Origin of the sequence: Agrobacterium sp. OT33, assembly GCF_017313365.1 — a bacterium.
GTDB classification, from domain to species: domain Bacteria; phylum Pseudomonadota; class Alphaproteobacteria; order Rhizobiales; family Rhizobiaceae; genus Agrobacterium; species Agrobacterium rhizogenes_A.
In genome coordinates this window covers 86892-100670 of the sequence record NZ_JAFLMZ010000012.1, presented here as the reverse complement: position 1 = coordinate 100670, position 13779 = coordinate 86892, and the positions used below count along the sequence as shown (strand labels likewise).

The 13779-nt window shown below is 60.0% G+C and carries 13 protein-coding genes; 5 read left to right on the top strand and 8 right to left on the bottom strand.

Annotation, left to right across the window (positions count from 1 at the left end; translation table 11 throughout):
- Positions 1 to 64: 64 nt before the first annotated feature.
- Complete coding sequence (ampC, locus tag JZX88_RS24270) at positions 65 to 1222, bottom strand: class C beta-lactamase (RefSeq protein ID WP_206914994.1); 1158 nt, start codon at positions 1220 to 1222, stop codon at positions 65 to 67.
- A gap of 133 nt (positions 1223 to 1355) precedes the next feature.
- Between ampC and JZX88_RS24265 the strand changes: the two genes are divergently transcribed.
- Positions 1356 to 2234: a LysR substrate-binding domain-containing protein gene (locus JZX88_RS24265; RefSeq protein WP_174029591.1), complete on the top strand. Its 879-nt coding sequence runs from the start codon at positions 1356 to 1358 to the stop codon at positions 2232 to 2234.
- A 6-nt stretch (positions 2235 to 2240) separates the two neighbouring features.
- On the opposite strand, the gene chrA is transcribed toward JZX88_RS24265, so the two are convergent.
- The 6 genes from chrA to JZX88_RS24235 form a co-directional block, all read right to left on the bottom strand.
- Entirely contained in the window at positions 2241 to 3470 is a 1230-nt protein-coding gene (gene chrA, locus JZX88_RS24260; RefSeq protein WP_371741253.1) for a chromate efflux transporter, read from the bottom strand.
- Between the two features lie 548 nt (positions 3471 to 4018).
- Positions 4019 to 4777, bottom strand: a complete 759-nt coding sequence (locus tag JZX88_RS24255; RefSeq protein ID WP_110760080.1) for an aspartate/glutamate racemase family protein — start codon at positions 4775 to 4777, stop codon at positions 4019 to 4021.
- Positions 4778 to 4788: 11 nt separating this feature from the next.
- Entirely contained in the window at positions 4789 to 5607 is an 819-nt protein-coding gene (locus JZX88_RS24250) for an ABC transporter permease (protein ID WP_206914993.1), read from the bottom strand.
- Positions 5608 to 5610: 3 nt separating this feature from the next.
- Complete coding sequence (locus tag JZX88_RS24245; protein WP_142859490.1) at positions 5611 to 6522, bottom strand: ABC transporter permease; 912 nt, start codon at positions 6520 to 6522, stop codon at positions 5611 to 5613.
- Between the two features lie 67 nt (positions 6523 to 6589).
- On the bottom strand, positions 6590 to 7879 hold the full coding sequence (locus JZX88_RS24240) for a PotD/PotF family extracellular solute-binding protein (RefSeq protein WP_206914992.1): 1290 nt from the start codon (positions 7877 to 7879) through the stop codon (positions 6590 to 6592).
- 29 nt (positions 7880 to 7908) lie between these two features.
- Complete coding sequence (locus JZX88_RS24235; RefSeq protein ID WP_206914991.1) at positions 7909 to 8994, bottom strand: ABC transporter ATP-binding protein; 1086 nt, start codon at positions 8992 to 8994, stop codon at positions 7909 to 7911.
- A gap of 235 nt (positions 8995 to 9229) precedes the next feature.
- Here JZX88_RS24235 and JZX88_RS24230 point away from each other — a divergent pair, with 235 nt between their 5' ends.
- Complete coding sequence (locus JZX88_RS24230; protein WP_206914990.1) at positions 9230 to 9949, top strand: GntR family transcriptional regulator; 720 nt, start codon at positions 9230 to 9232, stop codon at positions 9947 to 9949.
- A gap of 66 nt (positions 9950 to 10015) precedes the next feature.
- Here the strand turns inward: JZX88_RS24230 and JZX88_RS24225 are convergent, their stop codons facing one another.
- The gene (locus tag JZX88_RS24225; RefSeq protein WP_206914989.1) at positions 10016 to 10996 is read right to left on the bottom strand and encodes a 3'-5' exonuclease; all 981 of its coding nucleotides are present in this window, start codon (positions 10994 to 10996) and stop codon (positions 10016 to 10018) included.
- 183 nt (positions 10997 to 11179) lie between these two features.
- On the opposite strand from JZX88_RS24225, the gene JZX88_RS24220 reads away from it, so the two are divergent.
- From JZX88_RS24220 to JZX88_RS24210, 3 genes are all read left to right on the top strand, one after another.
- Positions 11180 to 12082 (top strand): hypothetical protein, encoded by a 903-nt coding sequence (locus JZX88_RS24220; protein WP_206914988.1) that lies wholly within the window; start codon positions 11180 to 11182, stop codon positions 12080 to 12082.
- A gap of 160 nt (positions 12083 to 12242) precedes the next feature.
- Complete coding sequence (locus JZX88_RS24215; protein ID WP_065116490.1) at positions 12243 to 12752, top strand: RNA polymerase sigma factor; 510 nt, start codon at positions 12243 to 12245, stop codon at positions 12750 to 12752.
- Positions 12753 to 12838: 86 nt separating this feature from the next.
- Positions 12839 to 13765: a FecR domain-containing protein gene (locus JZX88_RS24210; protein WP_206914987.1), complete on the top strand. Its 927-nt coding sequence runs from the start codon at positions 12839 to 12841 to the stop codon at positions 13763 to 13765.
- Positions 13766 to 13779: the final 14 nt, after the last annotated feature.

Below are 13779 nucleotides of genomic sequence, written 5' to 3'. Positions count from 1 at the left end.
CCTTGACGCGGGAGCAATTCAGCTCCCACGTCGGGGTGGCGGACAGCAGACCGGCCAACGGGTATTATTCCGCCCTGTCTAGCGCCGTCAAAATCTCATAGGCCAGGGCGACACGATCCTCATTGGGATAGTTTTTGTTGGCCAGAAGGACGACGCCGTGTTTCTGCTTCGGTATGAAGGCCACATAGGCCCCGAAACCATTGGTGGAACCCGTCTTGTTGATGAGGACATCCTGACGCGGCTTCATCGGCGGCGCGATTTCGGAGACCGGAACCGTTTTTAAAAGGGCGCCGGAGTTCATATCCACTAGCGTCTTCAGGGCAACCGGATAGGCATATTGTTCCCAGATCATGTCCTGCACCATCGCGCCGACACTGAAATAGCCCGTATGGGTGTTGAGAAGCGCCTGCTGCAGTTTTCCGTCCAGTGTTTCAAGACCCATATTGGCATTGACGAAACGGATCATGTCGCTTGCCGATGATTTGACGCCGTAGGCCTCCGAAGAAAGGATGGCCGGTGTCACGCGGGCCGGGTCGCCATTTCTTTTATAGCCCTGGGCATAATCCGCCATCTTTGCCTTGGGCACCACGGTGAAGGTGTTCGTCAGCCCCAGCCCGGGCAGCAGCGTGCCTTGCATGGCGTCATCAAAGCTCTGGCCCATGGCCTTTGCGGTGACGTAACCCAGCATTCCGATACTGGGATTGGCATAGGTGCGGTGGGTTCCGGCCTTGTATGAGGGTTTCCAGGCCTTGAGATAGGTCAGCAGCTGCTGTTCCGTCTTGACATTGTCCGGCACCTGCAGCGGGAATCCGCCTGCGGTGTGGGTGCCGAGATGCATCAGCGCGACATCGCCGAACGGCTTGCCTTTCATCGACGGAAGATAATCCGCGACCTTGCCGGACAGCGACAGCTGGCCGTTCATCTCGGCATAGGTGCTGAGAGCAACCGTGAATGTCTTGCTGATCGAGCCGAGCTCGAACAAGGTCTGTGGCGTGACGGGCTGGCCGGTGCTTTTGGACATGACGCCATAGGTGAAGACGTGATTTTCGCCATTGACACTGATGGCGACGGCGAGGCCCGGAATGCCGTTTTTCTGCATGACCGGCTTTATCGCGGCATCCGTTATCGCCTTCAGCTTCGCTTCATCGGCGGCAGAAGCCTGTGTGAACAGGCCGGCCGAGAGCAGTGCTGCAAGGGCGATATATCCGTGATTGAGTTTCATTTTTCGCATTCTCCAAAACCTCAGGTAGATGACCGGCATTTGCGCCGTCCCCAGCGAAAGAGCTTTAGCTGCCCTACATTGCACGAACAAACCATGATATCTCGGAAGAGATACAAGAAAATCTAGGTCTCAAATGGTTCGGCAATTTCTTCCCCTGAACGGTCTTCGGGCCTTCGAGGCATCGGCAAGACACCTCAGCTTCACGCGCGCGGCCATCGAACTCTGCGTCACGCAGGCGGCGGTGAGCCAGCAGGTGAAGGTGCTGGAAAAGCGGCTGGGTGTCTCACTGTTTCAACGGCTTCCGCGCGGGCTGAAAATCACCGCCGAGGGTGAAGCGCTTCTGCCCACCGTCACCAGTTCCTTCGACCAGATGGCGACCACGCTCGACAGGATCGAGGCCGGACAGGTGCGCGAATTGCTTTTTCTGGGGGTCGTCGGCACATTTGCCGTCGGCTGGCTCCTGCCGCGATTGCAGGAGTTTCAAAAGCAGCATCCCTTCATCGATATCAGGGTTTCCACCAACAATAACCGGGTGGACATGGCGGCCGAAGGGCTGGATTTCGCCATTCGTTTCGGTCAGGGCTCGTGGCACGGCACCGATGCCTTCCGGCTTTTCGATGCGCCACTTTCACCCCTCTGCACGCCCAAGTTGGCGGAGACTTTAAAAACGCCCGCCGATCTTGTCGAGGCGATGCTTTTGCGCAGCTACCGGTCCGATGAATGGAGCACATGGTTTGCGGCGGCCGGCGTGACCCCGGCAGCGCAGGTGAATGCCGGGATCGTTTTCGACACCTCGCTTGGCATGATGGAGGCCGCGCTGCAGGGGCTGGGCGTGGCGCTGGCGCCGCCATCGATGTTTTCGCGGCATCTGGCGTCCGGGGCAATCATTCAGCCCTTCCCCGTCACCATATCGCTTGGAAGCTACTGGCTGACCCGGCTGCAATCAAAACCGCAGACATCCGCCATGCAGGCCTTCTCGGACTGGATTTTTGCCCATGCGGACTCTGCCTGAAATGGCTTAAAACAGCGCCAGCAGAACGCCGCCCGCAGCGCAGATCACAACAACGACCCATGGCGGCGTCTTCCACACCGTCAACAGGATGAAACCCGCAAGCGCCAGCGTGAAATCCTTCGACGTGAAGATGGCGCTCGTCCACACCGGGTCATAAAGTGCGGCGCCAAGAATGCCGACGACGGCGGCATTTGCACCCCGCATGGCCGCCTGCGCCGGAAGATGCCGGCGAAACCCTTCCCAGAAAGGAAGGGCGCCGACGAGAAGCAACATGCCCGGCAGGAAGATCGCGACAAGGGCGATGGCCGCACCGAAAACGCCGTTCGGCTGCGGCCCCACCACCGCGCCGAGATAGGCGGCGAATGTGAATAGCGGGCCGGGAACGGCCTGTGTCGCGCCATATCCGGCAATAAATGCATCCTCCGTCACCCAGCCGGTGGCGACGACTTCGGATTGCAGCAGCGGCAGAACCACATGCCCGCCGCCGAAGACCAGCGCGCCGGCACGATAAAACGCATCGAACAAGGAGAGGCCCTGCGATCCCGCCACCGCCGCAAGCAGCGGCAGCAGGCCGAGAAGCAGGATGAAGGCGGCGAGCGCGATATATCCGAGGCTTTTTGGCACACGGAACTGAAGATGGGCAGCTTCCCGCGCCGCACCGTCGCGACAGAAGACAAGCCCGGCGATGGCACCGACGGCAAGCGCCAGGATTTGTCCGAATGCTCCGGCCAGAAAAACCACGCAGACAATGCCGGCAAGTGCGATGCTGGCCCGCTGCCGATCCGGCGCAAGGCTTTTCGCCATGCCCCAGACTGCCTGCGCCACCACAGCGACGGCGACGATCTTGAGGCCATGCAGCAGTCCGGTGCCGACCGGCCCCTCGATCGAAGCGGCAACGGTGGCGAACAGCAAAAGCAAAATGGCGGATGGCAGGGTAAAAGCCGTCCAGGCCGCCAGAGCGCCAAGCGGCCCCGCCCTCAGGAGCCCCAGCGCAAACCCCACCTGGCTGGAAGCCGGGCCGGGAAGAAACTGGCACAGCGCCACGAGATCGGCGTAACCGGCCTCATCGATCCATTTGCGCCGCACGACAAGCTCATCGCGAAAATAACCGAGATGGGCGATGGGACCGCCGAACGAGCTGACGCCGAGCTTCAGGAAGGCGGCAAAGACTTCGCCCGGCGTGCCGTTCCCGCGGTTTTCCACTTCAGTCCCTATCGCCTGCGTTGACGGCTTCACGACAAACTCCCTGAGCGTGCAACGGCTGTTCGTCAACACATATGCCTCGAAAAACGATCTCGATATCAGACACTATTACGACAGGGATATGAAGGGGCTGGCTGCATGAACGCCAGATGGTCGTTCTGACTTTCCGGCGCGCTGTGATGCGACGGGAACAGCTTATTTCAGAGGCAGCAATTCAGAGAAATGGGATATCCATCCCCGCTCACCTGTGCCGCCGGAGAAGCCGGCAGCGGATGGGCCGGAGCAAGCGTGCATCGCGGTAAGGGGCCTCATCGGGGCTGTGGGCGGGTGTTTGCGGTCAAAACCAGCGACGTCGATGCGGCGAGTGTCGAGTTTTCCCGCAAAGCGGCCGCGCGGGCCTATGGGGTCAGTCGCGCGCACGCCACGGGCATATTGGCCAGGGCCGAGCGGCTGGATATCCCCAGGAGAAACGGAGCGAGGATAATTTCGAGTGGGGTCGCGCTTCACGATGTGCGGCGTGATCTGGCCTGCCAGCTGGCATTTGTCGTCCTGTGGCTGGAGGCTTTGAGGACCTGACGGTATCAGGGGCTTGCGGATGCCCCGGCAAGCCTGTCCGGCTGGAACGCTTCCAGCAATCCACGATAGGGCTTGGAGAGTGGCGCGGCATAAGCGCCGCGTTTGGCGGTCGAAAGCCCCATCCTCACCAGCGACTCGGCCTGTTTCACGGCGGCCGCGACGCCGTCGATGACGGGCACGCCGAATTCGTCGCCAAGCTCGGCGGCAAGGTCCGCCATGCCGGCACAGCCGAGCACGATCGCCTCGGCGCGATCCTGCCTCAGCGCCATCGAGATTTCTTCGCGCAGCCTTTCACCGGCATTCGAAGCGGGATCTTCCAGTGACAGAACGGGAATATCGGCGGCCCGCACATTGCAGCGGGCGGACATGCCATAACGATGGACGAGATGCTCCAGCGGCAGGCGCGACCGTTCCATGGTCGTCACGATGGTGAACTTCTGCGCGATGAAAGCGGCGCTCGAAACCCCGGCCTCACAGAGGCCGATGACAGGAATATCGGCGAGCGCCCGGGCGGCATCGAGCCCGGTATCGTCGAAACAGGCGATGACAGCGGCATCTGCACCAAGCGCCGGGGCCTTGGCAAGTTCCAGCAGAAGGCCGGGCACGGCGAAAACCTCGTCGTAATATCCTTCGATGGAGACGGGACCCATGGACGAGGTGACGGCGAGGATTTGCGTATCGGCGTTGGCCACCCGTGTTGCGGCATCGGCAATGGTTGCCGTCATGGATTGCGTCGTATTGGGATTGATGATGAGGATGCGCATGTTCAGCTTCTTCAGCCGCGGGAATGGCGGCGGTTCAGGGTAACGATCAGGCCAAGCGTGGCCGCGATCACCAGGAAGGAAAACAGGGTCGTCACAGCCCCGAGCGCATAAAGCACCGGCGTCGTGACATTGGTGGTCATGCCGTAGATTTCCAGCGGCAGGGTGTTGTAGGTGCCCGCCGTCATCAAAGTGCGGGCGAACTCGTCATAAGAGAGCGTGAAACCGAAAAGGCCGACACCGATGAGGCTTGGCGCGATCATCGGCAGCACCACATGGGCGAAGGTCTGCCAGGACGATGCGCCGAGATCGCGGGCCGCCTCCTCGTAGGAAGGTGAAAAGCGATTAAAAACGGCCAGCATGATCAGCACGCCGAAGGGCAATGTCCAGGTGAGGTGCGCCCCGAAAGCTGATGTATACCATGAAGGTTCAAACCCAAGCTGCTGAAAAATAACGCCAATGCCGAGCGATATGATAATCGACGGCACCACGAGGCTGGCGACCGAGAGATAAAATAGCGGCGTCGCACCGATGAATTTTCGCCGGAAGGCAAGGCCGGCCAGCAGCGAAACGATGACGGTGACCGCCATGACCATCAGGCCGAGCCCGAAAGAGCGGCGGAACGATCCGCCGAAATCACCCACCGCCTGCTGTTCGAAAAGATTGCCGAACCAATGTAGCGAAACGCCGTTCAGCGGAAAGGTCAGCCCGCCATTCGGCCCCTGAAACGCAAGGATGAGGATCGCCGACAGCGGCCCGTAAAGGAACAGCACGAAGAGAAGAAAAAAGAAGGCGAGGACGTAGAATTCGCGGCCGCGTTTTTCCTGATGCATGGCTCACAACTCCTTGCGAATATCGACGATGCGCAGGATGCCCGCGACCATCAGAAGAACGAGGACGAGCAGGATGACCGCATTTGCGGCGGCTGCCGGATATTGCAGCAGCGACATCTGGTTCTTCATCATCAGCGCCACGGAAGCGCTCTGCCCGCCGGACATGACCTGAACGGTGGAGAAATCGGCCATGACCAGCGTCACCACGAAAATGCTGCCGATGGCCATGCCGGGCTTGGCAAGCGGAATGATGACGTTTGAGAGCGTCTGCCAGCCCGTCGCGCCAGCGTCGCGCGCCGCCTCGATCAGCGATTTATCGATACGCATCAGCGTGTTGAAGATCGGCGTCACCATGAACAGCGTGTAGAGATGCACCATGGCCAGCACCACGGCGAAATCCGAGTAGAGCAGCCACTCGACGGGCGCGGGCACGATGCCGGCATTGACCAGCGCGCCGTTGACCAGCCCGTTGCGCCCCAGAACCGGTATCCACGAAATCATGCGGATGATGTTCGATGTCAGGAACGGCACGGTGCAGACGAGAAACAGGATCATCTGCATTGTCGTAGTGCGAATATGGAAAGCCAGGAAATACGCGACCCAGAAACCGCAGAACAGCGTGATCGCCCAGACGATGGCGGCGTATTTCAGGGTATTGACATAAGTTTGCCACGTGACCCAGGAACCGAGCGTTTCCAGATAGTTGAAGGTCACGAAATCAGGATACATCTGGGCGAAGTCATAATCCCAGAAACTGACGATGGCGATCATGACGATCGGCAGAGCCAAGAAAAAGCCGAGGATCAGGAAAAGCGGCGTGGCCTGAACATAGGATACAAGCTTTTGCGGCAGCGCGAAGCTGCGGGGCGGCCTGTCCTTTTTGTCGCTGACACCGATGAGTCTGACCGTCACCATGGTTATGCCTTTCGCTGGATTTGCTGAAGCACCGGCGGCAAAGGCCGCCGGCTTTGTCCGTGAGGCATCAGGCCGCGATGAATTCGTTCCAGCGGCGAACCATGTAGCGGTCCTCGTCCATGACGGAGTTCCAGCACGCGACCTTGCCCATGCGCTCCTCGAAGGAGCCGCCATCACGCACCGCGCCGGCCTTTTCCATGATCTTGCCATCCGGAGCGATGATATCGCCCTGCGCGGGCTTGCCTTCGACCCAGTAACCCCACTCGTCGGCGGACATATGTTCCTTCGCCGTTTCCATGGCGGCGGAATAATAGCCCTGCCGGTTGAGGTAGGCGCCGACCCAGCCGGAGGTGTACCAGTTGATGTACTCGTAGGCCGCATCGAGCTTGGCGCCGGAAAGGTGCTTGGCAAGGCCAAGGCCACCGCCCCAGGAGCGATAACCTTCCTTCAGCGGCTGGTATTTGCAGGCAATGCCCTTGGAGCGGACGGCGGCAACGGCGGGCGACCACATGGACTGGATGATGACTTCACCCGAGGCCATGAGGTTGACGCTTTCGTCGAAGCTCTTCCAGAAAGCACGGAACTGGCCGTCTTTCTTGGCCTTGATGAGGAAGTCGATGGTCTTGTCGATCTCCTCCTTGGTCATGTTGCCCTTGTCGGCATATTTGATGTTGCCCATGGCTTCCATGATCATCGCCGCATCCATGATGCCGATGGACGGGATGTTGAGGATCGAGGTCTTGCCCTTGAACTTGGGGTCCATGATATCGGCCCAGCTGGTGATGTCGCGGCCGACGAGATCGGGGCGGATGCCGAGCGTATCGGCGTTATAGATGGTCGGAACCATGGTGAAATAATCGGTCTCGCCCTTCGCAAATGTCTTGTCGCCGGGCTTTTCGACGAAACCGACCGTATGCGGGGCGGTGCCCTGCGCCACGACGCTGTCCGGCGCCAGCTTGCCGTTTTTAAATAGCGGCACGATCTTGTCGTAATATTTGAGCTTCTTGATTTCCATCGGCTGGATGACGCCCGCCGGATAGACCTTCTTCAGGATCCAGTATTCGATGTCGGCGATATCGTAGGAATTCGGCTGGGTCACGGCACGCTGGGCGGCGGCATCGGAATCCGTCGCCGTCATCTCCAGCGTGATGCCGAGGTCGGCCTTGCACTTTTCGGCAATGGCGTTGAGGTTCGAAACACCGGTGCCGAACTGGCGGATGGTGATCGGGTTCTGCGCCCAGATGGTCGGGAAACCGGTGATGAGGCCGGAACCTATCGCCGCGCCCGTGGCGGCCGCGCCGGCTTTTAGCAGGCCGCGACGGGACAGGCCCTTCATGTTCTTGGAGTTATCGGTCATTGCAAAGTTCTCCTCTGGTTATTTTGGGGTCACTTCTCTACCCGGCCGAGCACGATGGCATCGGCCGCATTCCATGAAAGCGGTATGGCGTCACCGGTTTTGACCGGCTTTTCAAAAAAGGCGGCGTCGCTGAGGATGACATTGAAATCCTCGATGCCCGCGCCGGTCACAGCGATCTTCACGCTCGCGCCGCGATATTCGACATTCGAGACGATGCCGGTGAAACCGAGCCCCGGCTGATCCGCCTCGCCCACCCGCACACGGTCGGTTCGCACCGCAATATCGACCGCACCGTCATCGGGGGCATCGCCACTTGCGGTGAAGGTGCCACCGCCCGCCACTTCCAGCGTAACAAGGCCCCCCGATTTTTCCCGATAGCGTCCGGAAATGACATTGTGGTCACCCATGAAACGGGCAACGAAAGCGGTGGCCGGGCGTTCGAAAACCTCACGCGGCGTCGCCGCCTGTTCGATGCGGCCGTCATTCATGACGACGATGACGTCAGCCAGCGCCATGGCCTCTTGCTGGCTGTGGGTGACGTGAACGAAGGTGATGCCCAGCGACGTCTGCAGCTTCTTCAACTCGGCGCGCATGCGGATCTTGAGAAAGGGATCGAGCGCCGACAGCGGCTCATCCAGCAAAAGGGCTTCGGGATCGGTGATCAAAGCGCGCGCCAGCGCCACACGCTGCTGCTGCCCGCCGGAAAGCTGGGCGGGACGACGGCTGGCATAGGGCTCAAGCTGCATCAGTTGCAGCATCTCAAGCGCCTTGGCGCGGCGCGCTTCCTTGTCCACGCCCTTCATCTTGAGGCTGAAAGCGACATTGTCGATGAGATCGAGATGCGGAAACAGGGCGTAGGACTGGAACATCATCGCCGTGCCGCGTTTTGCGGGCGGCAGATCGGTAACCACCAGATTGCCAAGCCTGATATCACCGCTGGAAATGCTCTCGTGGCCGGCAATCATTCGGAGCGTTGAAGTCTTGCCACAACCCGAAGGGCCAAGCAGGCAGCAATAGCTTCCCGCCGGTATCTTGAGGCTTATGGCATGGACGGCAGTGGTGGCGCCATAAACCTTGGAAACGGAAGCGATGTCGATTGCTGCGGCTTTGCTCATGAACACTCTCCTGCGACGACTTTGTCATGCAGGCGGCGTGCCAATCGGCTTTGCCATTGATATAAAAGAGTATTTTTGAAACGCTTGCGAAAGGCAGCAAACAGCTGCTCAAATTTACATCGATTGTTTTCGATTTATTGGCCAAATTGTATGCGATCTAAACAATCGATTGCGAAATATCGCCCTAGGAAAATGGGCGTCGCCGGGTTAGAAGAAGCGACACCGGATCCGTGACATGACCTTGCTAGAAACAACCTCTGCCGCCGTGGATGCCACAATCGAAGATCGTTCGCTTGTGATCCGAGAATCCCTGCGCAATGCCATCATCGACCGGCGGCTGGCGCCGGGAACCAAACTGTCGGAAGCCGAGGTTGGTGCGCTCTTTAATGTCAGCCGCACGGTGGCGCGCGCCGCTTTGCAAATCCTCGCCTTCGAGGGGCTGGTGAAGACCGAGCGCAACCGTGGCGCCTTCGTTTCCACACCTTCGCCAGAAGAGGCGCGTCAGATTTTCGCGTCGCGCCGCCTGATCGAGCCGGGCATCATCGCAGCGGCGGTAGGGCGCATCGCGCCTGCCGATATTGCGCGGTTCCGGGACCATCTGGTCGAAGAAGCGCAATATATGAATGAGCGCGGGCCGGCCGCGCGCCGGGCGGAAATCAAGGCCTCGGGCGATTTCCATCTCATGCTGGCGGCGCTGTCCGGCAATGTCATCCTCCAGCGTTTCATGGACGAACTGGTCGCCCGCTCTTCACTGGTCGTGGCCCTTTATGGCCGCTCGGGCGTTTCGAGCTGCGGCCATAACGAGCACCTCGCCATTCTCGAGCTCGTCGCAAAGGGCGACGCGAAAAGCGCCTCAGACCTCATGCTCCATCATCTCGACCATATCGAGGCCGATCTCGACCTGCAGCCGAAGCAGGGCGTCAGCCTGAAAAATGCTCTGACACCGCTATCGTGACCATTTAGTCACCGCATGTCGACGTAAGACGGCACCTGTTGTCGTCACCGGCCCGATACGGGCAGATCAGCTGGCCCTGAACCGGTCAAAGGCCGTAAGGTGCTTGACCGGGGGATCAGCCTCCCAGCGGTAAATCTCGGTCCGCAGGAAATGCAGTTCCTCGTCCAGCTTTTCCTCCGGTATTTCCACCCACCAGGCTTTTGGCCGGCCATCGGAACCATCCGACCAGCGGTAACCGCGCTTTTTCAGGTGATCCTTCATATCGAAGGGGCTGTTTTCCGCATAAATGCGGGCCCGGGAGCGCTGGCTGGCCTGATGCAGTTCCGCGAAGGGCGCTTCGCCCTGCCCCGGGCGCGCGTGCCCCAGCACCTCCAGAAGCGCGAAACAATCATCGACAGCGCGATGGCCGTCGTGAAAATAGCCGGACTGCCCGATCAGATAGGCAAGTTTGCTGCCCTCAAAACCCCGTGCCCGCCAGTCGATCTCGGACACTGAACAGGCCCATGCCTTTTCGCGGAAAATCGGTGAAAAAGCCTCGCAGAACGGGCGGTCAAAGCCGGCATTATGGGCGATGATCAGATCCGCCCGGCCAACAAGCGCGCTCAGCCGGTCCATGTCTATTGCCTGTCCGGCGACCATCTCGTCGGTAATCCCGGTCAGGCGCGTGATCTCTTCCGGGATGGCGACACCGGGTTGCCGCAGGCCGCCATAAACGCCGGTAACATCGCCGATCGCGCCGTGATCGTCGAATGTGAAGGCGATGACACCGATCTCGATGATCTCGTCGGTCCGATGATTGAGGCCCGTGGTTTCGGTATCGAGGATGATCCCCTGACGCGGGAACTCCGGCCGCGGCCGCTCGATGACCGGTCGTGGCATGAGCCTGCGTAAGACACGGTAATTGCCGGTGGATTCAAGATACCCGGCAAGCGTCTCGTCATCCGCAACACTCGTCTTTGCCGTATCGCGACCAGCCGCTTTTCGCCCGCGTTCACCCTGGGGAAGCCGTGCTGTCGCGGAAGCGAAAAAATCCAACTGGGAGGTCATTATGCGCCTGTCCGTCGTGCCCGGAAATCGAGATTTAAGTACTCCAGCATATGTGCAGAGGCTCACGGTAACAACAGCGGTTGCTCTCATCCACAGAAACTGACCCACACAGGTTGCGGGTTGCACCTTCACGTTGCGATGATAGAAGGGAAATACCGTTCCGTGTTTCAGGAGAGAAGAAGAATGCCGATTCCATCGCTTTCCAACCCGAAGACGCTTGCTGACCAGAGCCGGTTGAAGCTGTTTCCGCTGCAAAGCGGCCCGCAATTCGCCAATGTAAATATCTCCACCGGGGCGAGCGGCATCGTTTTCACCGGCTATACGAGGGATGCGAGCGCGGACAACGACGCCTTCTCCTGCTGCGGCAGCTATACGCTGCGCAACTCCGTCCACGCCGCCATTGCCGGCATGACCAGCGACAATTGCACGCTGTTTGCCCTCAAAAGCGTCATCAATCAGCGCCCATGCCTCGCCGTCGGCGGTTTCGATGCGGAAGGCAAGACCGTGCAGCTGTCGCAGACGGAATTCGAACAGGTCACCAAACCCCTCTTTAATTTCGCCGACAAGGTTTCGCCGATCCTCGGCAGCGAACCGGCCCCCGGCATTCAGGTGCGCAGCGGCGACGCCTCCTACAATTATCAGGTCGATGCCCGCAGCGGCCGCTTCCGCTTCACCTACAAGGACAGCATGAACGGCGGCCTTTTCGGACCTTCGGCCGACGGCAATGTCTCGCTTGAGCACGACGGACACCGGCTTGCCAGAATAAGCGCGGGCGGCAGCTATAGCCAGTCGGACAATTCGATCAGCGGCTCGGCCTACCGGGATATCGATACCCGTGGTTTCGAAGCCACCGTCCGCAGCGGACAGGCCTCTGCCATGTTCGGAAGAACCTATACGGAAAATGCCATCACGCGCAAAATCGGCCTTGGTTATGGCGACACCTCGTTGCGCCGTGAGGACACGCCCGGCGGAACGATCAAGGAAAGCCTCGAACACAAGCTGGAAAAGATCACCCTGGAAGTGTCCCGCACCCGCGACCGGGCAAAGGGCACCGAATATATGCTGACGATCAAGATGCAGCTGTGACGCATTCCGAAGCCGGGGGCGACCCGTCGCCCCGCATGGGCATCGGTATCATCACGCTGCCGCCATCATCGATCATGCGCCTTAACATGATTATTTAAGTTAAGTATTGAATTCGCATCTGCCACGGGGTATCGCCTGAAGTCCAATCTCCAGGTCGGTCATGACGCAGCGCGACGACAAATTCCTTTCGGCATTCCTGAAAACCCAGTCGGATATCAAGCGATACCTGACGCGGATGACGGGCTCGCGCGAGGATGCCGAGGATCTTGCCCATGAGGCATGGATCAAGCTGGCGAGAAACAGCTCGAACGCATCCGCCGCGCCGGTGCCTTATCTCAAGCGCATCGCCAGGTCGCTGGCCATCGATCACGGGCGGGGCCGCAGGCACCGCGCCACGACCGAACAGATCGAGGATGCCCTTTCCATTCGCGACGAGCGCCCGGGTCCGGACCAGCAGGTGATCGACCGTGACCAGATCCGGCAGCTCATGCGGGTCATCGGTGAACTGCCGGATCGACAGAGAAAGATGCTGGTCGCGGCGCGGCTGGAATTTCGTCCCTATGCCGAGATCGCGGAAGAGTTCCATGTCTCCACCCGCACGGTGGAAATGGAGATCAATCGCGCCCTCAACTACTGCATCGAGAAAATGGGACATGAGCGGCGCAGATAATTTTCGGATTTACCGTTTGTGATCGTTAGAGCTAATGAGGTTCATGTGAAATTCCGGCATCCAGACGGTTTTTTGATAGGGGTTGCGTGTTGAACGAAGGATCCGATGCGCTCAGAAGAAAGGCCACGACCTTTATCGTCAGGCTGCGCTCCGGCGCGGCCACGGTTGAGGATACGGAGGCGCTCCGCCACTGGCGCAGCCTCAGCGCCGATCACGAACGCGCCTTCGTCGAGGCGTCGGCGCTCTGGCGCGATCTTGGCCCCGCCCTGGAAGCGCAGGCGCAGACCCGCGCCAAAGCCACATCCAGACGATCCTTTCTGGTGGGCGGCAGCCTTGCCGCCGGCCTTGCCGGTATTGCCGTCGCGCTGCCGGAACTCGGTTACCTGCCCTCCATTGGCGCAATGCTTGCGGATTTTTCAACTGATGTCGGCGAGCAGCAGAATGTCAGCCTGCCGGATGGATCGACCGCCTTTCTCGATGGCGGCTCCGCCCTGTCGCTGGAGCGTGGCGAACGGCAGTTCGATCTCACCGCAGGTGCTGCGGTCTTCACCGTCCAGCAGGCGGCGAATATTCCTTTTGTGGTCAAAGCCGGCAATGGCCGCGTGCAGGCCTCCGGCGGCGCCTTCAGCGTCACCCATAATGCCAGCGGCGTAACCGTGGAATGCCTGTCCGGCCCCCTCAGCGTCCACTGTCTCGGCGATGCGCAGCTACTTCCCGGAGAGGCAATCGTCTATTCGGACGCTGGCCTTGGGGAAAAATCCGCGATCGACCTTGAGACGGCATCGGCATGGCGTGAAGGCATGCTGGTCTTCAACAACCGTCCGCTGGAAGACATCGTTGCGAGCCTGAACCGCCACCGGCGCGGCAGGATCATCATCACCCGTCAAAGCCTGCGCTCCCTTCACGTCTCGGGCGTCTTTCAGCTCAACCGGCCGCAGGACATTATCGCCCATCTTGAAGAAACCCTGCATCTTCATGCGGTCGGCGCAGGCGGAATCCTGCTGCTCGTCTGAAGCCTTTCGAACCG